Source organism: Thermasporomyces composti (assembly GCF_003386795.1).
In the GTDB taxonomy this organism is placed as follows: domain Bacteria; phylum Actinomycetota; class Actinomycetes; order Propionibacteriales; family Actinopolymorphaceae; genus Thermasporomyces; species Thermasporomyces composti.
Genome location: NZ_QTUC01000001.1, coordinates 2,458,018 through 2,482,241, shown reverse-complemented (window position 1 = coordinate 2,482,241; position 24,224 = coordinate 2,458,018). Strand labels below are relative to the sequence as shown.

At 68.4% G+C, this 24,224-nt stretch carries 25 protein-coding genes, 1 tRNA gene and 1 pseudogene; 10 read left to right on the top strand and 17 right to left on the bottom strand.

All coding sequences use genetic code 11. The features are described 5' to 3' along the window. Positions 1-11 precede the first annotated feature (11 nt). Together DFJ64_RS20220 and DFJ64_RS10720 are read left to right on the top strand one after the other, a co-directional pair. Positions 12-104: pseudogene (locus DFJ64_RS20220) on the top strand (DUF805 domain-containing protein); the annotation flags it as partial. A gap of 25 nt (positions 105-129) precedes the next feature. Next, positions 130-411: a DUF805 domain-containing protein gene (locus tag DFJ64_RS10720; RefSeq protein WP_281268499.1), complete on the top strand. Its 282-nt coding sequence runs from the start codon at positions 130-132 to the stop codon at positions 409-411. Positions 412-525: 114 nt separating this feature from the next. Here DFJ64_RS10720 and DFJ64_RS10715 read toward each other — a convergent pair whose 3' ends face one another. Both DFJ64_RS10715 and DFJ64_RS10710 read right to left on the bottom strand, forming a co-directional pair. After that, positions 526-1,497, bottom strand: coding sequence for a mandelate racemase/muconate lactonizing enzyme family protein (locus DFJ64_RS10715; protein WP_211310566.1), 972 nt, complete (start codon positions 1,495-1,497; stop codon positions 526-528). Between the two features lie 370 nt (positions 1,498-1,867). Then, positions 1,868-2,287 carry an Hsp20/alpha crystallin family protein gene (locus DFJ64_RS10710; protein WP_115851990.1) on the bottom strand — a complete coding sequence of 140 codons (420 nt, stop codon included), beginning with the start codon at positions 2,285-2,287 and terminating at the stop codon, positions 1,868-1,870. A 252-nt stretch (positions 2,288-2,539) separates the two neighbouring features. Here DFJ64_RS10710 and DFJ64_RS10705 point away from each other — a divergent pair, with 252 nt between their 5' ends. The 4 genes from DFJ64_RS10705 to DFJ64_RS10695 all read left to right on the top strand — a co-directional run bounded on the left by DFJ64_RS10705 (position 2,540) and on the right by DFJ64_RS10695 (position 5,611). Then, on the top strand, positions 2,540-3,058 hold the full coding sequence (locus DFJ64_RS10705; protein ID WP_115851989.1) for an NUDIX hydrolase: 519 nt from the start codon (positions 2,540-2,542) through the stop codon (positions 3,056-3,058). A gap of 183 nt (positions 3,059-3,241) precedes the next feature. Beyond that, positions 3,242-3,640, top strand: a complete 399-nt coding sequence (locus DFJ64_RS19695) for a hypothetical protein (RefSeq protein WP_211310565.1) — start codon at positions 3,242-3,244, stop codon at positions 3,638-3,640. Beyond that, the gene (locus tag DFJ64_RS19690) at positions 3,616-4,179 is read left to right on the top strand and encodes a phosphotransferase (RefSeq protein WP_211310564.1); all 564 of its coding nucleotides are present in this window, start codon (positions 3,616-3,618) and stop codon (positions 4,177-4,179) included. Before DFJ64_RS19695 ends, DFJ64_RS19690 begins: the two co-directional genes overlap by 25 nt. A gap of 127 nt (positions 4,180-4,306) precedes the next feature. Then, complete coding sequence (locus DFJ64_RS10695; protein WP_115850326.1) at positions 4,307-5,611, top strand: uracil-xanthine permease family protein; 1,305 nt, start codon at positions 4,307-4,309, stop codon at positions 5,609-5,611. Positions 5,612-5,748: 137 nt separating this feature from the next. Here DFJ64_RS10695 and DFJ64_RS10690 read toward each other — a convergent pair whose 3' ends face one another. Together DFJ64_RS10690 and DFJ64_RS10685 are read right to left on the bottom strand one after the other, a co-directional pair. Then, complete coding sequence (locus DFJ64_RS10690) at positions 5,749-8,310, bottom strand: polysaccharide lyase family 8 super-sandwich domain-containing protein (protein WP_115850325.1); 2,562 nt, start codon at positions 8,308-8,310, stop codon at positions 5,749-5,751. A gap of 171 nt (positions 8,311-8,481) precedes the next feature. Beyond that, positions 8,482-10,923, bottom strand: a complete 2,442-nt coding sequence (locus DFJ64_RS10685; protein ID WP_115850324.1) for a glycoside hydrolase family 10-like protein — start codon at positions 10,921-10,923, stop codon at positions 8,482-8,484. Positions 10,924-11,088: 165 nt separating this feature from the next. Here DFJ64_RS10685 and DFJ64_RS10680 point away from each other — a divergent pair, with 165 nt between their 5' ends. After that, positions 11,089-11,655 (top strand): cysteine hydrolase family protein, encoded by a 567-nt coding sequence (locus DFJ64_RS10680; protein WP_115850323.1) that lies wholly within the window; start codon positions 11,089-11,091, stop codon positions 11,653-11,655. A gap of 96 nt (positions 11,656-11,751) precedes the next feature. On the opposite strand, the gene DFJ64_RS10675 is transcribed toward DFJ64_RS10680, so the two are convergent. Then, positions 11,752-12,339, bottom strand: a complete 588-nt coding sequence (locus tag DFJ64_RS10675) for a hypothetical protein (RefSeq protein ID WP_115850322.1) — start codon at positions 12,337-12,339, stop codon at positions 11,752-11,754. 13 nt (positions 12,340-12,352) lie between these two features. Continuing rightward, positions 12,353-12,583, bottom strand: a complete 231-nt coding sequence (locus tag DFJ64_RS10670) for a tautomerase family protein (RefSeq protein ID WP_115851988.1) — start codon at positions 12,581-12,583, stop codon at positions 12,353-12,355. 295 nt (positions 12,584-12,878) lie between these two features. On the opposite strand from DFJ64_RS10670, the gene DFJ64_RS10665 reads away from it, so the two are divergent. Next, positions 12,879-14,552 (top strand): DUF4855 domain-containing protein, encoded by a 1,674-nt coding sequence (locus tag DFJ64_RS10665; protein ID WP_115850321.1) that lies wholly within the window; start codon positions 12,879-12,881, stop codon positions 14,550-14,552. Here the strand turns inward: DFJ64_RS10665 and DFJ64_RS10660 are convergent. From DFJ64_RS10660 to DFJ64_RS10640, 6 genes are all read right to left on the bottom strand, one after another. Continuing rightward, positions 14,536-15,375, bottom strand: coding sequence for a phytanoyl-CoA dioxygenase family protein (locus tag DFJ64_RS10660; protein WP_245941058.1), 840 nt, complete (start codon positions 15,373-15,375; stop codon positions 14,536-14,538). The two genes, DFJ64_RS10665 and DFJ64_RS10660, sit on opposite strands and share 17 nt — an antisense overlap. A gap of 295 nt (positions 15,376-15,670) precedes the next feature. After that, positions 15,671-15,958 (bottom strand): hypothetical protein, encoded by a 288-nt coding sequence (locus DFJ64_RS19450; RefSeq protein WP_170152575.1) that lies wholly within the window; start codon positions 15,956-15,958, stop codon positions 15,671-15,673. Positions 15,959-15,966: 8 nt separating this feature from the next. Further along, positions 15,967-16,998 carry a hypothetical protein gene (locus DFJ64_RS10655; RefSeq protein WP_115850319.1) on the bottom strand — a complete coding sequence of 344 codons (1,032 nt, stop codon included), beginning with the start codon at positions 16,996-16,998 and terminating at the stop codon, positions 15,967-15,969. A gap of 10 nt (positions 16,999-17,008) precedes the next feature. Then, positions 17,009-17,299, bottom strand: coding sequence for a hypothetical protein (locus DFJ64_RS10650; RefSeq protein WP_147304673.1), 291 nt, complete (start codon positions 17,297-17,299; stop codon positions 17,009-17,011). A 43-nt stretch (positions 17,300-17,342) separates the two neighbouring features. Beyond that, a complete protein-coding gene (locus DFJ64_RS19445) occupies positions 17,343-18,029 on the bottom strand; it encodes a YbaB/EbfC family nucleoid-associated protein (protein ID WP_170152574.1) in 687 nt (228 codons plus the stop codon). 31 nt (positions 18,030-18,060) lie between these two features. Further along, the gene (locus tag DFJ64_RS10640) at positions 18,061-18,840 is read right to left on the bottom strand and encodes a TetR/AcrR family transcriptional regulator (protein WP_115850317.1); all 780 of its coding nucleotides are present in this window, start codon (positions 18,838-18,840) and stop codon (positions 18,061-18,063) included. A 142-nt stretch (positions 18,841-18,982) separates the two neighbouring features. Between DFJ64_RS10640 and DFJ64_RS10635 the strand changes: the two genes are divergently transcribed. Further along, a complete protein-coding gene (locus DFJ64_RS10635) occupies positions 18,983-20,221 on the top strand; it encodes a DUF418 domain-containing protein (RefSeq protein WP_115850316.1) in 1,239 nt (412 codons plus the stop codon). A 169-nt stretch (positions 20,222-20,390) separates the two neighbouring features. Here DFJ64_RS10635 and DFJ64_RS10625 read toward each other — a convergent pair whose 3' ends face one another. Continuing rightward, the gene (locus DFJ64_RS10625; RefSeq protein WP_115850314.1) at positions 20,391-20,933 is read right to left on the bottom strand and encodes a dihydrofolate reductase family protein; all 543 of its coding nucleotides are present in this window, start codon (positions 20,931-20,933) and stop codon (positions 20,391-20,393) included. A gap of 275 nt (positions 20,934-21,208) precedes the next feature. Here DFJ64_RS10625 and DFJ64_RS10620 point away from each other — a divergent pair, with 275 nt between their 5' ends. Beyond that, on the top strand, positions 21,209-21,382 hold the full coding sequence (locus DFJ64_RS10620) for a hypothetical protein (RefSeq protein ID WP_115850313.1): 174 nt from the start codon (positions 21,209-21,211) through the stop codon (positions 21,380-21,382). A gap of 77 nt (positions 21,383-21,459) precedes the next feature. Here DFJ64_RS10620 and DFJ64_RS10615 read toward each other — a convergent pair whose 3' ends face one another. The 4 genes from DFJ64_RS10615 to DFJ64_RS10600 form a co-directional block, all read right to left on the bottom strand. Next, on the bottom strand, positions 21,460-21,861 hold the full coding sequence (locus tag DFJ64_RS10615; protein ID WP_245941298.1) for a tetratricopeptide repeat protein: 402 nt from the start codon (positions 21,859-21,861) through the stop codon (positions 21,460-21,462). Then, entirely contained in the window at positions 21,830-23,257 is a 1,428-nt protein-coding gene (locus tag DFJ64_RS10610; protein ID WP_115850311.1) for a hypothetical protein, read from the bottom strand. The genes DFJ64_RS10615 and DFJ64_RS10610 overlap by 32 nt, the downstream gene beginning before the upstream one ends. 242 nt (positions 23,258-23,499) lie before the next feature. After that, on the bottom strand, positions 23,500-23,643 hold the full coding sequence (locus DFJ64_RS19440; RefSeq protein ID WP_170152573.1) for a hypothetical protein: 144 nt from the start codon (positions 23,641-23,643) through the stop codon (positions 23,500-23,502). Between the two features lie 240 nt (positions 23,644-23,883). Continuing rightward, positions 23,884-23,959, bottom strand: a tRNA-Lys gene (locus tag DFJ64_RS10600). Between the last annotated feature and the right edge of the window lie 265 nt (positions 23,960-24,224).

Below are 24,224 nucleotides of genomic sequence, written 5' to 3'. Positions count from 1 at the left end.
TGGAGAACCCGATGCACTGGTACATCGACGTACTCAAGAAGTACGCCGTTTTCCACGGCCGGGCGCGCCGCAAAGAGTACTGGATGTTCGTGCTCATCAACTGGATCATCACGCTGATCCTGAACATCATTGAGCGGGCGGCCAACTTGGCCCAGCTCCACTGGCAGTGGTCCGCTCGTCGCGCTGTACTCGCTTGCGGTCTTCCTGCCCGCCCTCGGTGTGGCCATCCGCCGGCTGCACGACACCAACCGTTCCGGGTGGTGGGTGCTCCTCGCGCTGATTCCTCTCGTGGGCTGGATCTGGCTCATCGTGCTCCTCGCCCTGCCCGGCACGCAGGGACCGAACAAGCACGGTCCGGACCCGAAGGCCGCGGAGGCCATGGGTTACCAGGGTGGCCCCACACCGGCATGAGGAAGCAACAGCGAGTCTGCACGTCTGACGACGACCAAGCGGCGGGGTCGACCGGAAGCCGGTCGACCCCGCTGTGTTCTTTCCCGACTTCAGTCCCAGGTCTCTGAGTCGGCCTCAGCTCATGAGGTCAGCGCCGCCGGTGTAGCGGGCGACCGCGTCGTGGTCGAGCCGAAGACCGAGACCGGGCGCGGAGGGGATCGCGAGCATCCCGTCGTCGTCGAGCCGCCACGGCTCGGCCACGAGTTCGTCGATGTACGGCGAGCCGGTCTTGTACTCCACGAGGGTTGTGTCCGGGAGGGCGGAGGCCAGCTGGAGGTCGGCGGCCAAGCCGACCGCCGTGTTCCACCCGTGGGGAATCAGCCGGGCACCATGCTCCTGCGCCATCCATCCGATGCGGCGCGACTCCGACAGGCCACCCACCTTGGTGGTGTCCGGTTGGACGATGTCGAACGCGCCCGCCCGCAGGTACGGCGTGAACGCTTGGCGCCGCGTCAGTACCTCACCGCCCGCGATGGGAACCGGCGCGTGTCGACGCAGGGCCGCCCAGTCCTCCACCGCGTCCGGCACCAACGGCTCCTCGAACCACGCGACGTCGTACTCCGCCAACATCCGCGCCGTCCGCATGGCCCACGGGTAGTCGCCCTGCCAATGGGCGTCGCTGCCGCCGGCGTCAACCGCGAGCAGCGCTGCAGGACCGACCGCCTCGCGCGCCGCCGCCACGATGCGCTCGTCCACCTCGGTGGATCGGCGCCCGAAGGGCCCCCAGCCGATCTTGAACGCCCGGAAGCCATGCTCACGCAAGCGGGTGAGCTCCTCGGCGAGCCGGGCCGGCTCGTCCATGAGCACGGACGCGTAGGGCTGCACGCGGTCCCGGTAGCGGCCACCGAGAAGTCGACCCACCGGCTGTCCGGTCGCCTGGCCGAGGATGTCCCACAGCGCGATGTCGATGCCGCTGATCGTGTGGGTGATGGCGCCGCCCCGCCCCATCCAGAAGGTGTTCTGGTGGAGCTTCTCCGTCACTCGTTCAGGCTCGAGGGCGTTCTCGTTCCGGTACAGGGGCTCGAGGACCTCCAGCGCACCGCGCACGAGCGCCTCGTGGGTGAAGTGCCGATGCCCACGAGCCCTTCGTCGGTGTGGACGGCGACCAGGGTGTGAACGACGTCGTCGGGGTTGAGCTCCGCGCTCCACCCACCGGCCGGGGTCGCACCGCGGAACCCAGCGACCTTCACCTGCCGGATCCTCATCAGCTCCCTCTCGCGCTCGGGGTCGAGACGTCAGCAGGTCACCGTAGCGTCCAGCGTCCCGCCCTTCGCGCTGAGTGACGCGCGGGCTGGGGGCTCGAATGACAGAGAGCTCCGAACAACAGAGAGAGCAGGGTCCCGAGCGCGCGGAGACAGGCGGGAGGCCGGAGCCCGAAGGCCCCGGCCTCCCGCCTTCGTGTCGTGGCGTTGCCGCGTCAGGCCGCGAGCTCGCGAGCCTGGGCGGCGCCGCCGATCGGGATACGACGCGGCTTGGACTCCTCGGCGACCGGGATCCGGATGCTCAGGACGCCGGCGTCGTACTCGGCTTCCAGCTTGTCGGTGTCGAGGTTCTCCCCCAGGTGGAACTGCCGAGTGAAGGTGCCGTGCGGGCGCTCACTGGCCAGGACCTCCACGTCGTCGCCCTCGAGGTCCGGGCGCTCCACCCGCACCGTCAGGACGTTCCGCTCGACGGTGAGCTCGATGTCGTCCGGCTTGACGCCCGGCAGGTCCATCTGGACGTAGAACGCGTCGTCCTTGCGGTAGGCGTCCATCGGCATCGCCGGGGCACCGAACGAGGACAGCAGCCGCTCGGTCAGTCGGTCGAACTCACGGAACGGATCAACTCGGGTCACCATCGCCACCACCGTTCTCCTCTTCCCTCCCGTACTTGCTAGACGGTGGAGGATGAAGATTGAGTCTGATCGACTCACCTTTTCTATTAGCTCGCCTAGCTGGATATGTCAAGGAGAGCGGCGCATCTTACGCCCACCCGCCGCAGGACGCACGAATACACGACGTGTCACGACTGGCACGAGAAGTGACACCTCGCACGGAGGAGTCGCCCGCGTCCGGGTCCGACGGGAGCCAGACGGGTGCAGACTGTCCCCGTGACGGCGAAGCGGAGTCCAGGCACGTCGCGCGCGCCCGCCAGGCGCAGTGCCGGCATCCTCCTCTTCCGGCGGACGGCTGCCGACGCCGAGGTTCTCCTCGGCCACATGGGTGGCCCCTTCTGGGCGCGCCGCGACGCCGGCGCCTGGTCGATCCCGAAGGGACTGACCGAGCCCGGGGAGGACCTGGTGACAGCGGCTCGTCGGGAGTTCACCGAGGAGCTCGGCCTCCCGGTTCCACCAGGCGAGCTCATCGACCTGGGCACCGTCAAACAGTCCGCCGGCAAGATCGTGACCGTCTGGGCGCTCGAAGGCGACCTCGATCCGGTTGAGGTCAATCCGGGCACCTTCACGATGGAGTGGCCGCCACGGTCGGGACGCCTCCAGGAGTTCCCCGAGATCGACCGGGCCGCGTGGTTCGATCTGGCCACGGCGTACCAGAAGGTCGTGGGCTACCAGCGCCCCTTCCTCGACCGCCTGCGAGACCACCTGCGCGGCACCGCGGAACCGTCGACCTGACCAGGTGCCGAGCAGGCGACGACGACGTCCGCAGGTCGGCCCTTGCCGACGCCTGGACGGACTCGTGCGCCTGCACCTGCCACGACCTCGTCCCGTCGTTGGGGTCGGTGCGCCCGTCGTCGCGGCACCTGCGCGCTCGGAATATGACTAGCGGACGAGCGCACCGGCTGGAACCATCGAGCCATGGTCGATGCGAGCGGTGTGCGGATTTCCTGGACGGACCTGCCCGCACACGTCCGCAAGGGGATCGAGGAGATCCTCGACGGCAACGTCGTCGAAGCCGTCTCGCAGCGTGGTGGGTTCTCACCCGGCTCCGCCGACCGAGTGCGCCTCCACGACGGTCGCCGCGCTTTCGTCAAGGCCGTCAGCGCGGACCTGAACCCCGACTCGCCCGGACTCCACCGACGAGAGGCGAGGAACACCGCCCAGCTCCCGGACGACGTGCCGGCGAGCCAGCTCCTCGGCTGCTACGACGACGGCCACTGGGTGGCCTTGGTCTTCGCCGACGTCGACGGGCGCACCCCTCCACACCGTGGCGGTACGCCGACGTCGTCGACGTGCTGGCCGCGCTCCAACAGCTGAGCGAGCGGCTGACTCCGTGTCCCAGTGACGACCTCCCCCCGCTGGCTGACGAGCTGCGCGGCGAGTTCGCCGGCTGGCGCGAGCTGCGCGACGACCCCTGGGACGACCTCCCCGAGGTCGCCGCCACCCACCTCGACGAGCTGATCGAGCTGAGCGCGCTCGGCGTGCGGGCGCTCGACGGCGACACGCTCGTGCACACCGACATCCGAGCGGACAACCTGCTCATCCGCCCGGACCGGTCGGTCGTCGTGGTGGACTGGCCGTGGGCATGCCGCGGCTGCGCGTGGTTCGACACGTTGTGCGTCCTCCTCAACGTCGAGCTGTACGGCGGTCACGACGTCGAGAGGCTGCTCGCGGAGACGCCCCTCCTCGCGGATGTCCCGGCGGAAGCAATCGACGGCGTCCTGGTGGGTTTGGGCGGCTTCTTCTACAACGCCTGCAGGAGGCCACCCTCGCCTGGACTCCCCACGCTCCGCCAGTTCCAGCGTGACCAGGGCGATGCCGTGCTTCGCTGGCTGAGCGTACGCCGAACGTGGTGATACCAACCCGGACCGTCACCGGGACGCAGCACGCGCGGACGACCGAGCTGATCCGCGCTCTCGTTCGATTCCACGACGTGCCAACTGGCGGTACGCTCCCGCGCGGTCGAACGCACGAGGAGGACGTATGGCCAGGTTCGGGCTGGGCTGGCGGGTGTACGGCGATGGGCGGACCGTGCCGCCTGGGGAGGTCGTCGCGCCCGAGGAGCGGTTGAGCTGGGGTCGGACGATCGGCATCGGCATCCAGCACGTGCTCGCGATGTTCGGGGCGACGTTCCTCGTCCCCATCCTCACCGGTTTCCCGCCGGCGACCACGCTCTTCTTCTCCGGCCTGGGAACCCTGCTGTTCCTCCTGATCACCGGCAACCGTCTGCCGAGCTACCTCGGGTCGAGCTTCGCGTTCATCGCCCCGATCCTGGCCGCCAAGGCCCAGGCGGGTCCCGCCGCCGCTCTCGGCGGAGTCTTCGTGACCGGCCTGCTCTTCGCCCTGGTGGGTCTGCTGGTGCACCGGGTGGGCGTGCGCTGGATCGACATCCTCATGCCGCCCGTCGTCAACGGGACCGTGGTCGCGTTGATCGGCTTCAACCTCGCGCCCGTCGCCAAGGACAACTTCGAGACCCAGCCGGTGACCGCTCTCGTCACCCTGGTCGCGGTGCTGCTGGCGACCGTGCTCTTCAGCGGCATCCTGGGCCGGATGTCGATCTTCGTCGGCGTCCTCGTCGGCTACGCCGCCGCAGGTCTGCAGGGCCAGCTGGACTTCAGCGCCGTGGAGAAGGCGGCCTGGGTCGGCCTTCCGACGTTCACCGGAATGACGCTGGACTGGTCCGTCATCCCGATGTTCGTGCCGGTGGTTCTCGTGCTCATCGCCGAGAACCTGGGTCACGTCAAAGCCGTCGCCTCGATGACCGACCGTTCGATGGATCCGCTCATCGGCCGGGCCTTCATCGGCGACGGTGTGGCCACCATGCTCGCCGGCGCCGGAGGCGGTTCGGCCACGACCACGTACGGCGAGAACATCGGCGTCATGGCCGCGACGCGGGTCTACTCGACCGCGGCGTACTGGGTGGCCGGCGTGGCCGCCTTCGTGCTGGGGCTCTCCCCCAAGTTCGGCGCGCTCATCAACACGATTCCCCCCGGCGTGCTCGGTGGCGCCACGACCGCGCTCTACGGGTTGATCGGCATCATCGGCGCCCGCATCTGGGTCGACAACAAGGTGGACTTCCGCAACCCGGCGAACCTCATGACCGCCGCAGTCGCCCTCATCATCGGCATCGCCGACTTCACCTGGACGATCGGTGAGCTGTCCTTCAACGGCATCGCGCTCGGCGCTCTCGCCGCCGTGGCGGTCTACCACGTGATGCGGCTCATCGGGGAGCGCCGCGCCACCCTGCCGGTCGAGCCGGTGGGGGCTGAGGCGGTTCCCAAGGACTGAGGCTCGACGGACGACTCGCCGTTCGCGTCGAGGGCGGCGTCGCCCCAGGATCGGCGGACGCGACGCCGCCCGATGCACCCGGGCTCGCCGACCTGCGCGAGGGCGCCACGCCCCGCGGGAGCGCGGCCACCCTGCCCCTAGCGGAGGGTGGCCGTCAGCGTGCGGCCGTACACCTGGTGGGTGTCGAACCGCAGCTCGGTGCCGCCAGGAACCGGGGTCACCCGCACGCCCTCGTCGGTCGAGACCGGCGCCAGCGAGCGGCCCCGCAGGACGACGGTGACCGACTCCCGGTCCATCGTGGGGTCGGAGACGCTAATTCTCGTGAGGCCGTCGCGCCCCCGCGCCTGCTGGACGAGCACCGACGCGCACCCGTCGATCCTCACCCCCGCCACCTCGTGCCAGCCGTCGGCGAACACGTTGACAGCCGTCACGCCGAGCCGGGAGTGCCGGATCGCCTGGACCTCGGACGTGTTCGCGAGCACGGTCAACGGCCCGTTGACGTAGGACCGCAGCTGCGGCTCGGTCGCGTTCGGCACCAAGGCGTACGCCAGCGACGCCGGTGGGGCGCCGGCCGGCTGCTCGAACCAGACGCCGAAGACCGACTTGGTCACCTGCTGGTCCGGGTTCGCGGTGCGGACCACGCGGAGGTTGCGCGTCACCGTCTCCACCGACACGTTCACCGGTCGTGGCTCGAGGAACACGTACCCGACGGCGGTGCCGTGCGTGCCGTTGGCGTAGCGCAGCCAGACGAGGTCGCCGGTACCCGGACCCGTCCGCACGCCGCCGTCACGCAGCGCACCGCGCACGGTGACGTCGTCCGTCGGGGCGGCGATGCGCGCGTCCACGCTCGTGGTCACCGCTCGCCCCGCAGGGTCGGTCACGCCGGCGGCGAGCACGACGATCTCGTCGTCCAGCATGAACCACGACTTGGTGGCGCGGGCGTTCTGGTAGACGACGAAGTCGTCCGGCAGGATGCCCTGCTGTTTGTGGACGTACGGCACGTCGTCGGAAAGCACCATGCCGCTCACGCCGTAGGCACCCAACGTCGCGCCGCCCGACCAGCGGTTCGTCCCGCGGGGGAAGTACACGTAGGTGTTCTGCGACTCCGACGACGGCGTGAAGTTCAGCGGGTGGTCGGGGTTGTCGTAGTACGGCGTGCCGTACAGCTCGGGGATCGTCTTCCGCTCCTCGACTGGAACCGTCACACCCGCGAGCCGGTAGGGCGACACGGTCACGAAGTAGTCGACGCCGTACGCCTGGGTCTGGTCCTGACCCGACAGGTAGAGGTAGTAGGCGCCGTCGCCCTGGAACCACGGTTGCAGGTTCTCGCCGTTCATGTACTCGTACTTGCTGATGCGGTCCGAGCTCCGGGCGAGGGCGAACGCGTAACCGGGACGCCGGTGCACGTGCCGATCCATCGCGTTGAACGCCACACTGCGCGACGGTGGGTTAAGGTCGGCCGGCGCGATCGCGTCGTCGGCGATGATGTCGCTGTAGCGCGCGATGCTGACCGGCGAGACGAAGCTGGTCGGATTGAGCCCGGCCCGCGAGGTCGAGCGGATGTGCTTGACGTACCCCTTGAGAGCCGCGGCGTCCTCACCACCGACGTAGTCGGCGAGGTCGACGATGGCCTCGACGACGACCGCGACGTCGGCGTAGCCGGTCGTGGTCCGGGACACGGCGCGTCCCTTGACCACCTCCATCATCCAGCCTTCGAAGATGAGCGGCGCGAACCCGTCCCGAACCCAGCCCTGGACGATCCCGACGAGATCCTCCGCCGGCGCGTAGCTGGTGCCGTCGAGGATCTTGATCGTCTGGACCACGCGGCTGAGCAGCCCCTTACCGTAGGAGCCGGTGTAGGCGACCGAGTGGTGCTGGATGAACGACCCGTCCGCGTAGTAGCCGTCGGTGACCCCATGGCGGAGGTGGTAGGGGTCGATCGTGGCGTAGACGGTGAGCTGGTCCGCGATCGCCTTCTCGATGCGGGCCTCGTCGCCGAGCACCGCCCCCTGCAGGATCCGGTTGGTGGTGATGTCCGCGAGGTTGGCGCCGGTGTGGAAGCGTGAGTCGAGGTCGACGTCACCGTCCTTGCCGTTGCGTAGGTAGGCGTCCATGGAGGCGACGTAGGTCGCCGCTAGCTCCGGGACGTACTCCCGCGCCTGGTCGGCGAGCAGGACCAACGTCCGGCTGACGTGGTTGGAGATGCCGATCTCCCAGTTGAACCAGTTGCCGTAGTACCCCTGGGACTGGTCGCCGTAGTAGTGCTCGTGCAGCCAGACGAGGCCGTCGAGGACCCGACGTTGCACGGCGATGTCGTCGAACAGGGCGCTACCCGGCGCGCGGGTGGCGAGCGCGATCTCGTAGAGGTACTGGTACGTCCGCGCCAGGTTGGCGTCGTCCTCGCCGAGAGGAAGGCCGGTGAACAGCTCGCCGTCGCCCGCGGCGTCCATCGCGGTGAGCCGGCTGCGGGCGTTCTGCTCGATGGTGACGAGCTTGGCGGCGACCTCGGGTCGAGCGTTCGACTCCGGCGTGCCGGCGAGCATGGCGACGGTGTTGGCGATGAGGCGCGCCGTCGGAGGCTCGGCTTGACTGTCCTCGCGCGCCTCGCCGGTCGTAGCGCTCGCTCGCTGAGGAAGGGCGAGTCCCGACAGGCTCGCCGCGGGGACGAGCGACAGCAGCCGACGACGGGTGATCTCCACGGGTGGGCTCCTCAGACGAAGGGACTCAGGTGGACCGCGATCACGCCGCGCCATGCTACGCCGGCGCTGATCACCTGTCAGGAGTTCGTCGAGAGGAAACCTGCGCACCGGAACGAGTGCACCGGGAAAGGCACGGGCCTGACCGACACCACAACGGCCTCTCCCCCAGCCCTAGCGCATGGTCCGCGCGATGGCGTAGTCGAGGATCGTCCGAGCCTCGGTGAACTGTCGCGTCAGGTTGGCGGCGACCGGCGGAGCAATCGCGCCGCGGTCCCGTTGTCTCTCGGTCCACTCCGTGAGCCGGAGCAGCCTGGTGGTGAGGGCGCGCAGGTGTCCCGCCGACGCCGTCGTGGACAGGTCGTCGACGATGTCCCGTACCCGGCCGTGCAGCGCGTTCGCCACGCCGGAGTCGATCCCGTCACGCGGCAGGTAGACCTCGTCCACGTCCGTCCGTGCTTGCGTCAATAACGCCTTGACGGCAGTGACGGGACGGAGCCCCGGTGGCACCGCTCTCCCTCGCCACGGCCCCGACGACAGAGCCTCGCTCACCGGCACGCTCGCCTGACCGAACGAGAAGATCACCGTTCCCGCGTCGAGCTCCTTGGCCCCGACCGCCTGCCGCACGCTGTCGAACACCGGCAGACGCTGGTAGAGCGGCGCCACACCGGTGTAGACGAGCTGGCCACCACGCATCCGACCCGCCATCTCGGCCACGGTGTCACGGATGGCCTCGAGGTTCGGCGTGTACGCCTGCGGAATCACCACGTCGACGACGTCCGACCACTGGTGCACCTTCGCCGCCTCCGTCCCGCCTTCCGGCGCCGCGGACACCACGGCGGACGGCTTGGCCCGCTTGACGCGCGCCGACAGCTCGGCGACGAGGCGGTTCTCCTCGTTCTCGACGAAGCGCTGCCACAGCTCCCACCGCTCGTCCGTCGGGTCGAGTGTGATCGGGTCGACCCCGTGCGTCCGCTCGAAGGCACGTCGCGCGTCAGGGCTGAAGTTGAAGGTCTTCCGCCAGTCCTCGACGACCGGGTACCGCATGTAGTCGATGTTGATGCCGTCGAGGTCATACGTCGTCACCGTCTCGACCATGAGGTCGAGGAAGTACTCCCGCGCGACCGGATCGCTGACGTCGAGCCAGTAGAAGCCGTTCGCCGACGGATGCGGCCTCGGGTCGTCGGCGTGGTCACGGTCGACCGCCGCCCATTCCGGATGGGTGCTCAGGATCGGCCCGATCCCGTCGCCCAGCTCGTTGCCCACCGCGAGGCCGTCGATCCACGCGTGGAGAGCGATGCCTCGTTTGGCGGCCTCCTCCTTCCACACCGGGAGCGGGTCGAACCCCTCGAACGCCGGGTTCTGGGCGGGAAGCCCATGCGCCTCGCTCACCGCGCTGGGGTAGATGGTGTAGCCGCGGAAGTAGGTCTCGAGGTAGAGCTCGTTCATCCCGGCCGCGCGCATCCGGTCGAGGGTGCGGCGGATCTCCTCGACGCTCGTCTCGACCGGCCGATACCACATGCCGCGCGCGTCGGCGGGCCGGGCCGGCATCGCCAGGTAGTAGGCCTCGCGTGCCGCCGAGATGGCCTCGTCGACGTACGACAGCGCCGCTTGGTCGTCCGTGCCCCGCGCGTCCTCGGCGCGCCGAACCCACGTTCGCGCCGCGTCCAGGCGGTCGCGCGCCTGCGCCAACGGGACATTGAGGTAGGCGTCGTGAGCGCGTTGCATCACCTCCTCGGACTCGGCGACCGCGGCTTCGGCGTTCCGGATGGACGTGAGCACATCTCGATGGATCGTCACCTGGTGTCCGGACAGGGTGACGCTCGCGCCGACGACTGCGTTCCGCCGCAGCCAGTCCGCCATGACGCCGTGACCGCTCAGGACGTATCCGTCCTCGGGGATCGGGGAGTCGGCACCTGACAGGGCGGTGACCACCCCGTCCCGGACGATGACCTCGTAGCCCCACTGGTTCGTCCCGGTCGAGCTGCCGTAGGCCGGTGTGTAGACGACGAGCTGGTCCGGGCCCCGATACCCGGGATACGGCGCGCCGTCCGGGTTGGACTCCGCGGTCGGGTCGATCGCGTGCGCCTGCTCGGTGCTGGTGACCGACGTTGGCCGGGTGATGGTCACGTACTCCCCCACATGGAAGTGGTCGGTGATGAAGCCGACCGGGTCGCTGTCGCCGCCCGGCCCCGCGCTGAGCACGAGTCCGTTGGGCGGAATCTCAGTGTCGCCGCCGCGGGACGGGTCGATGCGGATGGAGTTGACGGCGACGATCCGGAACCGCGTCGGGTCGCTCGTCCTCACCAGCGCCGCCTCGGCACCCCAGATGTTCGTGCCGGTCGAGAAGCCCCACTCCGGGGTGTACTCCAGCAGGACACCCTCGCCCCGAAAGGCGTTCGCCCCGTCGATCCGGTGCGTGGCACCGTCCTCGGTTCGTACGAGTGCGCGGTCGTCGTCGACGGCAGTGGTGTCGTCGTCCGCCGTGCCGACGGACCTCAGCACAAAGTCCGCTCGCTCCTCCGCCGCGGCAGGCCCCGCCAGCAGAGCGAGCGACGTGCCGAGGACGGCCAGGATCCCGGCTACGAGGTGCCAACCACCACGCGGTTTGGACATCGGGTGCCCCCTACCGGACAGGGCTTTGCTGACGCCGCCGCAGAACACTAGTCGCGACAGCGAAGTGGTCAGCACCAATGACCACCTCCCGGTCGGCCGATGCCGGTCAGCTGTCGGACGTCGGGTCTATCGTGGCGACACGCGTTCCCCCAGACAGGAGCTGCCATGACGACCCTCCCTGACCGGCCGAACACCGCCCTGCTCGTCATCGACGTCCAGAACGGGGTGGTCGCCCGGGCCCACAACCGTGACGGTGTCATCGCCAACATCAGGTCGCTCGTCGACAAGGCACGCGCGGCGAAGGTCCCGGTGATCTGGATCCAGCACTCCGACGACGAGCTCGAGTACGGTAGCGAGCGCTGGCAGTACGTGCCTGAGCTGGTCCGGAACGAGTCAGAGCCACTCTTGCACAAGCACTACTGCGACTCGTTCGAGGACACCGAGCTCGAGGCGGTTCTCGCTGAACGCCGAGTCGGACACCTCGTCGTCACGGGCGCCCAGACGGACGCCTGCATCCGCAGCACGATCCACGGCGCCTTCGTCCGCGGCTACGACGTGACGCTGGTAGGCGACGCGCACACGACAGAGCCCTTCACCGTCGACGGGGCCCCGACAGCGGAGCAGGTGATCAACCACACCAACCTCTACTGGCACGGGCATTGCGCACCCGGTCGGCGAGGCGAGACGGTCTCGACAGCGGAGGTGACGTTCGCGCCGACCCCGGTCGGATGACGTTCGCTCCCGCCCCGCGTCCGACACGGCGGCGTCGTCGCTCATCAGGCGGACGACAGCCGCGGCGAACTCGGTCCTGGAAACGCGACTGCTCTGTCAACCACGTCGTTCCTGGTGTCGGACCTCGCCGGTGTCCTTGTCCTTCTCGTCGTACGAGACGTCGTGCTTGGTCTCGACCTGCGACGGATCACGCTCGCGGGAGTTGACCGACTCGTTGCGCGAGCCCTGAGAGTCGGAGCTGTTGTCCTGCGACCCGGACGTCCCCTTGCCGATCTCACGGACCCCCTCGCCGGCGCCGCGGCCGAGCTCCTCAACGCCACGGCCGATGGGCGCGGTCAAGCTCGTGATGATCTCCGGGTTCGCCTCGATGGTGCGCATCAGCCGGTCGACGATCTGTGCCACCTTGTCGAGCTTGACCTTCAACATCGCTTTGGCATGGACGTTCTCGATCTCCAGCTCCACCCGCCCCAGGGTGACCTGGGCTCCCACGTGAATCTCCACCGCCTGCAGGACCCTCGCGTGCAAGTCGACGTCGGCCTCGAGGTCCTCGACGTTCAGCGTGATCTTGTCGACGCCGAGATCGGGAACGCTGAGCAACACATCAGGGTCCGGATTGGCGCCGAGCCAGTCTTGTGCGGACGCTTCCTCCAAGCTGCGCTGCCGGTTGTCGTCGCTGTCGTTCATCGCGAACGTCCCCTCACCCGTCGTCCGTGGTGCCGGCGGCCAGGGCCTTCACGTCCTCGGTCGTCATCGGTTTGCCGCCGATGCCCCAGTCGCCGCTCTTGACCTCTTCGACGATGACCGTCGTCACGGGCCGCATGTGCTCGCCCTCGATACCGACCATCGCGTCGGTCAAGGCCCGCACGATCTCAGCCTTCTGTGCCTCGTCGAAGACTCCCTCGATGAGCTTCACGTTGATCAGGGGCATCGGACCCTCCGTGACGACGAGCGCGAGCCCGGACAAGCTCGAGCTTCGACGGCGTGCATTTCTCCCGTCGCGTCCCGACGCTAGTCAGCCACCGGGGGACTGCCCTCACCCAGAAGCCACCCAGGAGCTCGGACGGTGCCCGGCTTGACGGGCAGACAGCCGGCGGGCCCGAACGGTCGGAATGCCGTGGCGGACAAGCGACGGCCACGAGCGGCCGGCTTGTGTCGTACCACTCCATCGGGATACCTATGGTCTGTACCATTCCGGCAGCTCGCCGATCGTGAGGAGTGCCGGGATGGTGCCGTTCGTGCCTCGTCGAGCCACTGTGGCCAGTGGGGTGGCCCTCGTGGTCGTGTCCTCGATGACCCTCGCCGGACCGTCCGCGGCGGCCGCGGGACCGCGCGATGTCGCGGAGGGCGCGACCTACACGGTGAGCGCCCGCTTCCCGGACCCGAACTACCAGCAGACCGAGCGCGCCAGCTATCCCGACGACGGCTTCGAGCTCACCGACGGCGTCCACGCCAGCCTCGACTTCACCGACCCGGCCTGGGTGGGCTACCTACGCCAGGTATCCCGCGAGGTGGTGCTCGACCTCGGCGAGGTGAAAACCCTCCGCTCGCTCTCCACCGACTTCCTGTACGCGCCCGAGTTCGGCATCCACCTGCCCGGCACGGTGCGCTACTCCCTCTCCCTCGACGGCAGCACGTGGCGCGTCGCCGGTGAGGCGCCAGGCGACAACACGGGCACGAACGTCGAACGCCGCACCGTCGACGTCACCATCACCCCTACCTACGCCCGCTACCTCAAGGTGACGTTCGACGTCAACGTCTGGGCCTTCGTCGACGAGATCAACGCCTACGGGACCGATGGCATCGAGCACGGGGCACGACCGCCGAGCGGACCGCTCGAGCCTGAGGATCAGCCGGGCGACTTCCTCCCCCAGGGTGTCGAGCAGGTCGGTGGCGTCCGCAACGTCTACCTCGCCTACACCTACGACACTCGGTCCCCCAACGGAGAGCTCGGGACTTGGCGAGCCGAGGACTTCCTCCCCGTCATCACCCACGTCGACGACCAGGGCACGCCGACGGACTGGATGTTCGACACCGTTCTGTTCATGGCCGGCGGATCCGAGCGGGACGCCTACCCCACCAAGGCGGAGTGGGACGACCTGCTGGATCGACTCTTCGCCCCTGAGGTGAACGTGACAGCGCTCAACGAGGCGACCAGGCGCGCCACCCGTGCCCTCGGCGCTCCCGGACGCCACCGTGTCAAGGTGATCCTGCCGATCCCGAACCCCGTCCCCGACGCGGCCACGCCGTGGGGAACGCTCGACGGCGAGCAGCTCGACCTCAACCCGACCCGGGTCGGCGAGGAAGCCTCGCTTCGCAACCGTCTCCGCGTGGTGCGCTGGTACGTCGACGAGGCGCTCAGGCGTTACCAGCGGTCCCAGCGCGACCGGCTCGAGCTCGTCGGCTTCTACTGGATGCGCGAGACGGTGATCCCTCGCTCCGCGGACGCCGAGCTGACCCGGCAGGTGTCCACTCTCCTCCACGGCATCCGTCGAGGTACGCCACGAACCCTGCGGTTCTACTGGATCCCGTACTACCAGGCGCCCGGCTTCCAGTTCTGGAGGTCGTACGGGTTCGACGCGTCCATGCTGCAGCCAAACTTCTTCTTCGACGCCACCCTGCCACCGCAGGACACGCGACGGCTGGAGCAGGCGAGCGACCTGGCCCGCTGGTCCGGGCAGGGTGTGGAGATCGAAGGTGACCGGAGCATGCTCACCGACCCGGGCGCGCGGCAGAAGTTCCTCAACTACCTCGAGACGTTCCGACGCACCGGTGCGGACCGCGCGCTCAAGGCCTACTACTGGGGAGCTCGGGACGTGATTCTCGGCGTGGCCCGGAGCAGCGAGCCCGAGGTGCGGGCGACGTACGACGCGGCGTACGAGTTCATCCGGCGCCCGTAGCACCGGGCGCCGGCGCGACGCCGCGGGTGGCGTTGCGCCGGGCGTCCTCCTCGGTGACGTCCAGGATGAACCGTTGCGCTGGGCTGAGCCGGGCAAACGTCTCCGGGCGGATGTAGGCGGCCTGGTCGAGCTGCTGCGGCACGTCACGGCGGCAGAAGTACGAGTGCATCGCCCGACGCGGCCTCGGCGAGCGGTTCAGGGTGCCGCCGTGCCACAGGTGGCTGTTGAACACGACCACCGTGCCCGCCGGCGCCGTCAGCACCACCTCGTCCGGATGCGGGTCAGCGGGATCAGCCATCACCTCCGCCGGCATCTTTCCGCTGCGGTGGGTGCCGGGAACGACGCGCGTCGCCCCGTTCTCCGGGGTGAAGTCGTCGAGGAGCCAGATCGAGTTGCAGACCCGGTACTCGCCTGGCGGCACCGGCTCTCCGAAGTCGGCGTGGAGCGCCTGGTGCCCCTGCCCGGGGAGCGCCGCCCGGCTGTTGAGCGACGAGAGCCGGAACTCGCCCAGGACGTGCCAGATGGCGGCCAGCACCCTCGGGTGGCTGAAGCAGACCTCGAACAAGGGATCCTTGTTGACCAGGTCTGCCAGCCGGTCCGTGCCGACCTCCTGGTGCACCTCGAGTCCCGCCCGGTCTCCTTCCTCGGCGATGAGCTCCGCCAGCCGGCGGTTGATGGCCCCCACCTCGTCGGCGCTGAGGATGCCGAACAGCGGTAGGTAACCGTCCCGATCGAGCCGCTCCTTCTCCTCCGTCGTCAGCGTGTCCTCGTGGACGCCGAGGTCACGAAGGGCGGTGGCCATGTCCATGTGGTCGTCAGGCATCGCTGGCTCCAACGCCGGGGCCCAGGGCGGCCTTGGCCGTGGCTGCTCGACGGTCGAACTGCCCGGACGACCGCTGTCGCGAAGGGCGCCGTCGCGATCGTCGAGGTGAGCAGACGTCTCTCACTATCGGTTCGCGGTGACGCCCGGACAAGACCGCGGCCCCCTCCGGCCGTGAGGAACCAGCCCACGGTCGCATGCACGACCGCTCGGTGCGTGGAACAACAAGACGCACGAGGAGAGCGGCGACCATCCCACGGGTTCACGCTGGCGACATTCCACCGCCGCGGATTCACGGCTAGCGTCGTCTCCGTCGCGACCGTCGTTCCCGCGTCTCCCGAGACCAGCGCCACCACCACGTGAAGAACGCCCCTCCGGCGACCAGAAAGAGACCCCACCCCACCGGGGCGGTCAGGGAGCCGAGCGGCCGACCGGCCAGCTCGACACCGATGATGTAGAGCAGTTGAACGAGCAGGCCAACGCCGACCCCGAGGACGACCGCGGCTGACACGGGCATCTGACGCCAGGCCTGCCGAGCGTCCCACTTCGGAGAGCGCCGCGACGGTGGTTCGTCGTGTGCTGGCATCCGGCTCATCACCTATTGGGATCTAGCTTGCTGTCGACGTCATCCTGTCGGTCCGACATATTCTCGTAGTAGCTCTTGGTCTCGTTGATCGTGGTATTCGCAGCCTTTTGGATGGTACCAAGATAGGTCCGATAATCCTTGAGCGAGTTTATGAGCGCCTGCTGCGCGCTGATCCACGACCCAAATCGGCCGCCTTCACGCATCTGGAACGTCACCTGGACTCGACGCATGCGCTTTCCGTGCATCCGATAGAGCACTCTGCGCAGGCGTCGCAGAATCATGACCACCTTCGTAAGGAACGCCGAGAGGCGGCTCATGACAATACCTGCCTGGGCAGTCGTGGCAGCTCCCGCCGCCGCGGTGGAGGCGCCGAACGTGGGACCGGCCGCTGCGAGCGCCGGCGTCCAGGTCCAGACGAGCCACTCCACGAAGGTCGCCATCAGGCTGATGACGAAGGCCTGGGCGATGTCCATGACGGTCTTCGCGATATTGAGGATGGAGACGATCTGCTTCACCTCGTTGCCGGCCGCCTCCACACCATCAGCGAAGAGGTTGATCCGCGTCTTCGCCGCTTCGGCTGCCTTGCCCTCCCAGCTGATGAGGCCTTCGTTTGCCGACGCGCGGATCTCATCGGCCAACGGCTTGAGCGCTTTCTCGATACGCTCCCACTTGGAGACTTCCGTCTCCATGCGCTCGGGATTCCCTGTCACCAGCCCCAATGCATCCTCCAGAGGCTGGATGACATCGATGAGGAAGCCCAGACCCGCGCCGATGAGGAAGTTGAGCGGGTCAGCCATATACGTGACGACGTTGATTCCGAGGTCAGCCGCAGCAGCTGCGATGTTGGTCAGCTCCGCCCAGTCGCCTTCCTCCTGGTACTTCTTGTATGCCTCGTAGGCAGAGATCGGACCGGACGAGATGACCGGGATATCTTTCGACGGGTCGAACCGAATGATGTCGAAACCGTCGGGGCTGAAAGAGATATCACTGCCGGTTTCGTCGCTGGTGACGTCGCTGTCCCTTTTCGGATCGTCGGCCACGTCGCCCTCCTCAGCCGATGAAAGGGCCACTGTCGAGCATTTCTTCGATCTTTTCCATAGCGCGGCTGATTCCCTCTTCCAGGGCGCGATAGCTCTGTGAGACGCAGTCCAGTGCGTCGACCTTGTTCTTGAGGCACTCACCGATCATGCTGAGATGTCTGTAGACATCGTCAGCCGTATTCCCGTACCAGACCGCGAACGGGATGCCGATGACTCCCCAGGTGTACCAGTCGGGATCAGCGTCGATGGCGAGCTCGAGGATGTCTTTCGTCCGCCGTTGGAGTTGAGCGAGCGTGCTCATACACGTGATGATCTCGTCGGTGCTGTACTTCGCTCCCTCTGGACTACCCATGGCCTTCCTTCTCGAAGTCGTCGGGAAGGTAGCTCCTCACCAGGTCACGGAGGTTGAGCCGAGGCGCCGCGACCTCCTGAGCGGCCTCGGCGAGACGTGCCGCCAGAGTGGCTTGGGCTTGATGCAACGTGCCCAGCACCAGGGAGGCGACCCTGGAGGCACCGTGTCGCAGGGCACTGTCGTCGATGTCAATGCGGACCACCTCGCCACCACCCCGGAGGGTGACCTCGACCTCGCCATCAGCTGACGTGGCGGTGCTGGTGAGCGTGGTGAGGTCGGCGCGGAACCTCTCGTAGGCCTCCCGCTGTCGGCGCGCCTCCACCCTCAGCTCCTCCACGAGCTTGAGGGACGTGGCGAACTCCGGTGGAACAGGGCGGTCCGCCCACTCAGGGGGAAGCTCTGGCTCGGGTACGTCGTCGAGGTCGCTGTCGTCCGCCTCGGCTTCGAGGTCGTCGAACGACGGCAGGCGCCAGGTCAGGGACGTGAGTGCCCTGACGGCGGCCTGGGGTGTGGTAGCGCCAACGCTGCCCGGGACGTCGGCGAACGGGACACCCCTCGTGTCAGGAGCTCGGAAGCGGTGCGGACAAGGTGAGACTGTTGCCGTCGGGATGGAGGACGGTGGCCTCGCGCACGCCCCAGGGTTGGTCTTCGGGTTCGCTGGCGACGGCCACACGGCCACACCGACCTTCCGGTGGGCGCGGCGAACGCGATCAGCCGTCGGTCGTGTCGCGGCGCCTCGCAGCCTCGATCGCGGCGGCCACTCCGTCGAGGATGAGGTTGAGGCCGAACTCGAACTCCCGGTCCGCGACCTCCACTGGCTCGCCGACGGGTTGCCTCTCGAAGACGGACGAGGCGAAGAGCCGTGCCGCCTCAGGGAAGCGCTCGGGGTCGACCAGCCTCTCCATCGCCCTGGCGTAGTCGCGTTCGACCTGCGCCTGGTCAACGCCGGTCTCGCGACGCCCGCTCGCAAGGTCCAGACTCAACTGGATGGCGCTGCGGACGTAGCCACCGAGCAGGCTGAGGATGCCGACCTTCTCCAGCCAGTCCAGCCCGGTCTCTCGGAGAGCGGTGAGTCCGGCGTCCATCCACGCGATCGCGTGCGGACCCGAGGGGGGATTGGAGATCGGCACGTACGCCAACCACGGGTGGCGGCGAAGTACCACGGCCATGGCGGAAGCCCACTGCCGCAAGCCCTCACGCCACCGCCCGTCGTCGACGTGGAGCGTGGGCGGCTGACCGTAGGCGTAGTCACTCATGAGGACGACGAGCTCGTCCTTGGACCCGACGTGGCGATACAGCGCCATCGTCGTGACCCCGAGCTCCCGCGCGATCTTCGGCAGCGTGGCACCGGCCAGCCCGTCACGGTCGGCGAGATCGACCGCGGTGCGGACGATCCGCTCCACGTCAAGCTCGGCCGGCCGTCCCAGTCGCGGCTCGCTGCGCAGGCGCCACAGGCGCACCAGCCGACCTGGCAGTTCCTCCTCGACCATGGCCGGCAGTCTCTCCTTGCCGGGGGAGAACGCTTCGGCGGGGGTCTCCTCGCGGATTTAGTTTATCTGATAAAGTTTCTATCATAAACTATGTTCACCATTGGCACTCGCCTGATCGATCCCCTGCCACCGAGGAGTCCCCATGGTCACCGAGAGCCGTCCCTTCGTCGCGAGCACAGCCCGCGGCCCGACAAACCAGAAGGAGCGCGCCCTCGCACCCGATCTGGCCCGTGGCGCGATGCTGCTTCTCATCGCGCTCGCGAACGGTACGGGCGTCTTCTTCGCGAGCACGCCCGGAGTGGAGCCGACACCGCGAGGTCTCGAACGGCTGGTCACCATCGCCCAGCTGGAGCTCGTGAACGCCCGGGCCATCCCGCTGTTCGCCTTCCTGTTCGGGTACAGCCTGGTGCAGTTCACCCGACGCCAGGAGGCGGCCGGCAGCTCACCGGCCGCCGTCCGGGCGGTGCTCCTGCGCAGGAGCTGCGCACTCCTGGCCTTCGGCGCCGTCCACGGCATCCTGCTCTACGCCGGTGACATCCTCGGCACGTACGGCCTCATCGGATTGATCTTCGGCCTCGTCCTCCTGCATCGCGGCGACCGGGTTCACCGAGCCGCACTGTGGCTGCTAGGCCTCCTCGGGGTCTACGTCGTCGCGCTCTCAGTCGTCGTGGCCGTCGGCCTCATCGAGGGCGCCGGACCACGAGCGGCGGTGCCGACGACCCCCTTCCCGTCGGTCGCCGCGGACAGCTACGTCGCGTCCGTTCACCTCCGGTGGACGGAATGGCCGACGAACGTGATGCTCCTCCTGGCGTACTTCCCCATCGTGTGGGTCGGGGTGTGGGCGGCCCGCCGTCGCGTGCTCGAGGAACCGGCGCGTCACCACCGGCTGCTTCACCACGGCGCCGTGGTCGGGTGGAGTGCCGGCATCCTCGGTGGACTCCCGATGGCACTGCTCGCCGGCGGCCTCCTCGCCGTCGACACCAGCACAGCCCCGTGGGCCAAGCTCCTCCACGAGGTCTCGGGGATCTTCGGCGGCCTCGGCTACGTCTGCCTCTTCGGTCTTGTCGTCGCCCGGCTGACATCGACGTCTCGCCGACGCTCCCGATTCCTGACCGCTCTCACCGCGCTGGGTCAGCGCTCCCTCACCGGCTACCTGTGTCAGTCGGTCGCCTGGTTGGTGCTGGCATCGCCCTACACCCTGGCACTCGGCACGAGGACGGGCAGCACCACGTTCGTCGCGGTCGGCTCGGCGATCGCCGTCTGGCTGGTCACCCTCGTCGGAGCCGACCTCATGCGACGCCGCGGGTACCGGGGACCCGCCGAGCTCGTCCTACGGCGACTGGCGTACGGGCGCTCCCGAGCGAGAGCAGACGGGCGGTGACCGACGTGCCGTGGTCGGGGCTGCGAACCAGGGTGCCCGCGACTCACTCCATCGCGGGCACCCTGCTGGCTCCGCTGTCGCGCAACGACGGGACGGCGCACGACGTCGTCCTCGCCTCGCGGGCGCACGTCACGCGTCGCCTCCGAGGATGTGGAACGCTGACCTCGGGTCATTGACGTAGGCCGTAGGTGAGGACGGCGTTGCCGACGCTCGTCGTCACACCCTCCAGCAACGTGAGTCGGGTGAGCGGGACCGTCTCGTCGAACAGCCGCCGACCCTCGTTCGTCACCGCCGGATGCACCGTCAAGGTCAGGGCATCGATGACGCCGGCGAGAAAGAGCGAGCGGATGGTCTCGATGCCGCCGACGACCGCGATCTCGCCGTCACCCTGCTTCTGCAGCTCGCGCACATAGGCGACCGGGTCGCCATCGATCACCGTGCTGTTCCAGCCGATGTCGCCGGAGAGGGTGCTGGTCACGACGTGCTTGCGGACGGGGTTGATGAAGGCGCCGAACGGGTCGTCGGCGTCGGGCCAGTACTGCGACCACTCCTCCCAGAGCTTGCGACCGATGATGACGTCGGTGACGTTCGCCAACGCCCGACCCATCAGCTCGCCCTCATCCGGACCAAAGGCGTCGAACTGGAAGCGATCCGGCGACTCGACGACGCCGTTGACGGACGCGAAGAGGTGGGCGGTGGTCCTGCGGGTCATGGTCAGGCTTACCTTTCGTCTGCGTGGATCAGTCACCCATGTAGACGACCCGGGTCCACCAAACTCATCGGCGATACCCGGCGCCTGCCACACAGATCCGTTGTGTGATCGACGCACCACGTCACGCAACGATGCTCAGGGCTGCCGGTCGAAACTCGCTGGACGACAGCACGCGTCGATGCTCGAATCGGTGGCCATGGGCGAGGGGCCGGTCGTCACAGACGCCGAGATCGCCGAGGGCCTGCGCAGACTAGGGCTGAGCGCGTCGTCCTCGGGTGCACGCCTCGCCACGGTCGTTCGGTCACGTCGACGGCGGCGCTGAGGCGGTGTGCCGGGCGCTCGTCCGGACCTGCGGCACGGTGATGATGCTCGCCGGCAGTGACGACGTCACTCGGCTACCGGCACCCCTGAGCCTGGTTCGCGCGCACAACGCCCACGTCATGTCCTGACTCGCCACGGTGCTCGGCCTCGGCATGCGACAGAGTCGACCCAGCCTCCCCGGCACCTGGCTGCTGCCGAGGCACAGCTACCCGTCCTTCTCCCCTGCCCGACCTTGTCGCTCCCTCAGCCGCAGCCCGAGCCTCGACTTGGCGAAGGTGCTGCCCGCCTTGGCTGCCCGCCGCCACCACGACTCCGCCTGAGCCTCGTCCCCTCTCTCTTCGAGGAGGTATCCCAGGTTGAACATGGCGGCAGCGCTGCCAGCGGCAGCTGCCCGCCGCCACCACACCTCCGCCGCCGCCTCATCCCCCCGCTCCTTCAACAGGATTCCCAGGTTGGTCATCGCGGCGGCGTTTCCGGCATCCGCTGCTCGCCGATACCACGATTCCGCCTCGGCCTCGTCCCCCCGCTTCTCCAAGAGATACCCCAGATTGAACATGCCGCGGGCGTCGCCCGCCTCAGCGGCTCTGAAAAGCGCACGCTGCGCGATGTCTGGTTTCTCGAGTTCCAGGTAGGCACTCCGTCCGATATCCGCGCACGCTCCAGGCGCGGCGTGAGCGAGGAGCAGACGCCAGGACTCGGCGCTGATCGTGTGACCAGGTGCGTCCGGATTGGTGGCAGCGTGCTCGACGAGGACGTCGGAGACACGGTGACCGTCGATTGTTCCCACGGACGAGGCGTGGGGGGGTGAGGGGGGCGGCTTTACCGCGCACGGGTTGGCGTGCCCAGTCGAGGGCTTCGGTGAACCAGTCGGTTGGCGCGGTGGCCCGCTCTGTGGGGGCGAGAACGTGTTCGGCGAGTGGCCGCAGGACGCTCTCGGGGATGGGTTCTGGATGACCGCAGCGGCGCGCGGTGACGGCTGCGGTGATGACGGCCGCACCGTAGGGGTTCGCGGGGTTGCGCCAGCGGCGGATCAGTTCGGGGGCGGCGGCGAGGGTCTGGGCGATGTGTGGATCGTTCAGGTGGGTGGCTTCGGCTAGGCGTGGGTCATGGTGTGCCAAGGCTCGAGCACGCTCCTGCTCGTGACGGCTGAAGTCGGAGGTGAGGTCGAAGCGGGTCGCGAGGACGCTGAGGATCTCGCGCGCGTCCCGACCGAGATCTTGCTGTGTGCCGTCGGTGGCGGCCGGGCGAGTGAGAGCGTCGAACAAGTCCGGCCAGATCGTCCCGACCAACAGGACCGGGCGCTCGCGGTCGGCCAGGAGCCGCCGCACCGTCGCTGCGGTCAACCCCTCCGCTCCGAGAAAGGTGGGGATGTCGTTCAGCCACACCACGGTCCGGCTGAGGTCGACATCTGCGGCCGCCAGCTCGTTGACCTGTGCCCCGGACATCGGCAGGATCAGCCGCCACTTCGGCACCACGACACGCAGCGCCTCGTACAGGGTGCGCGTCTTACCGGCGGCGGCCGGGCCGACCAGCAACAGGAATCCACCCGTGTGCTGGCGCTCGGCCAACCACGCACGCAAGCCAGTGTCGATGTCCCGGAGGACGTACGTAGGCAGCTCCACCGACAGGCTCGGGTCGGCGTCAGCTGGGAGTGGAATCGCTGGGTGGATCCCCAGCAAGGAACGATCATGGTCCCGAATATCGCGAATGCGCGGGAAGCCGCGACCGCCGGTGACCGCCTCCACCAGTTCCTTCCGGCGCTGGGCGCGCTCCACCCATCGGACTGGCCACCGTGCCCATGCCTGCGCATACGCGTCGGCGATGGGCTTCACCACACTCACGGCTCCGGTCAGCGCCGCCACCACCCCCGCGACCACGAGCGGCGACCACGACAGCCGTGCAGCCTCCAGGAACGCTGGGCCCACCTCCGCCACGACAACGAACACGACGAGCGCGGCCATGAGCCACCCACGCACCCAACCCACCCGCACACGGCGCGCCATGCCCCATCCCGTCGACGTCGTCCACGAGCCGGCCCATGATCACTTTCACGGTAATCGACCAGCCGTGTCCGACGGTGTTCGCGACGGAACCGCCTGTGCGTAAACGTGGCGACGGGCATCGAGCCGACCATCGTGGGAATCGCGACGGTGGCGGTGCTGTGATTGGTCACGCCGTGAGGACACGACGAACGAGCCCAGCGGTCCTGCCGAGCCGCTGGGCTCGCGTCGATCAGGCCAGAGCGCTACTTCAGCGCATAGGCACGAGGGATGGTTTGCTCGACCTTGTTGCGCTTGGTGTCGAGGACTTCCGCACGCAAGGAGACGTACGCCGCGGAGGGGTTCTCGACCTTGACCACCGCCACCCAGCCGGGACGACCTGGATTCATCAGATCGTGATCATGCTGTGGCGTCGAGAACGTCCAACGGAGCGGCACCACATCCATGCTGTGACCGCGGAACGGTGGAACGTCGCAGTCACTGGTGTCGACTCTCTCAACCAGTCGTCGACGCCCAGCCGCGTGCGCCCCGAAGCATCCTGAGAGGTGCCCAGCCCGTCACCACGCTGTGACCGAATCCCCGCGAAGGCCGATGCGCCCTCCCGCGGTGGTTCTGACCTGCAGTGTTGGTGGTGGGCCGCCTGGGGATCGAACCCAGAACCCGCGGATTAAAAGTCCGCTGCTCTGCCAGTTGAGCTAACGGCCCGGCCTCCGGGTGAACCCGGTCCCCCGGGAGCCTATGCCATCCCTGCTGCCGCCCGTCGAGCCGCCCGGGGGATGGATGCCTACCCCAGTCTGCCGCGCGCCCCGGCAGGTCGGAGCCGCGTGCGGCCCTGGCCCGCCAGAGGGTTGAGGCGCGTGCGCCGGGCCGTGGGCCACCGTCGCGGGCGGCAGAGACCGGAGTGATCGCACCCGCGTATCCGGCACGCCGCGTCGAGGTCGGCTGCGGCGCCAGGGGAGCGCCGTAGAGT

Excerpts from the sequence above, each read along its gene's own strand:
- DFJ64_RS10710 (WP_115851990.1), bottom strand. The coding sequence starts at position 2,287 with ATGGTGACCCGAGTTGATCCGTTCCGTGAGTTCGACCGACTGACCGAG.
- DFJ64_RS19695 (WP_211310565.1), top strand. The coding sequence starts at position 3,242 with ATGGTCGATGCGAGCGGTGTGCGGATTTCCTGGACGGACCTGCCCGCA.
- DFJ64_RS10695 (WP_115850326.1), top strand. The coding sequence starts at position 4,307 with ATGGCCAGGTTCGGGCTGGGCTGGCGGGTGTACGGCGATGGGCGGACC.
- DFJ64_RS10685 (WP_115850324.1), bottom strand. The coding sequence starts at position 10,923 with ATGTCCAAACCGCGTGGTGGTTGGCACCTCGTAGCCGGGATCCTGGCC.
- DFJ64_RS10680 (WP_115850323.1), top strand. The coding sequence starts at position 11,089 with ATGACGACCCTCCCTGACCGGCCGAACACCGCCCTGCTCGTCATCGAC.
- DFJ64_RS10675 (WP_115850322.1), bottom strand. The coding sequence starts at position 12,339 with ATGAACGACAGCGACGACAACCGGCAGCGCAGCTTGGAGGAAGCGTCC.
- DFJ64_RS10670 (WP_115851988.1), bottom strand. The coding sequence starts at position 12,583 with ATGCCCCTGATCAACGTGAAGCTCATCGAGGGAGTCTTCGACGAGGCA.
- DFJ64_RS10665 (WP_115850321.1), top strand. The coding sequence starts at position 12,879 with ATGGTGCCGTTCGTGCCTCGTCGAGCCACTGTGGCCAGTGGGGTGGCC.
- DFJ64_RS10660 (WP_245941058.1), bottom strand. The coding sequence starts at position 15,375 with ATGCCTGACGACCACATGGACATGGCCACCGCCCTTCGTGACCTCGGC.
- DFJ64_RS19450 (WP_170152575.1), bottom strand. The coding sequence starts at position 15,958 with ATGCCAGCACACGACGAACCACCGTCGCGGCGCTCTCCGAAGTGGGAC.
- DFJ64_RS10650 (WP_147304673.1), bottom strand. The coding sequence starts at position 17,299 with ATGAGCACGCTCGCTCAACTCCAACGGCGGACGAAAGACATCCTCGAG.
- DFJ64_RS10640 (WP_115850317.1), bottom strand. The coding sequence starts at position 18,840 with ATGGTCGAGGAGGAACTGCCAGGTCGGCTGGTGCGCCTGTGGCGCCTG.
- DFJ64_RS10635 (WP_115850316.1), top strand. The coding sequence starts at position 18,983 with ATGGTCACCGAGAGCCGTCCCTTCGTCGCGAGCACAGCCCGCGGCCCG.
- DFJ64_RS10625 (WP_115850314.1), bottom strand. The coding sequence starts at position 20,933 with ATGACCCGCAGGACCACCGCCCACCTCTTCGCGTCCGTCAACGGCGTC.
- DFJ64_RS10610 (WP_115850311.1), bottom strand. The coding sequence starts at position 23,257 with ATGGCGCGCCGTGTGCGGGTGGGTTGGGTGCGTGGGTGGCTCATGGCC.
- DFJ64_RS19440 (WP_170152573.1), bottom strand. The coding sequence starts at position 23,643 with ATGAATCCAGGTCGTCCCGGCTGGGTGGCGGTGGTCAAGGTCGAGAAC.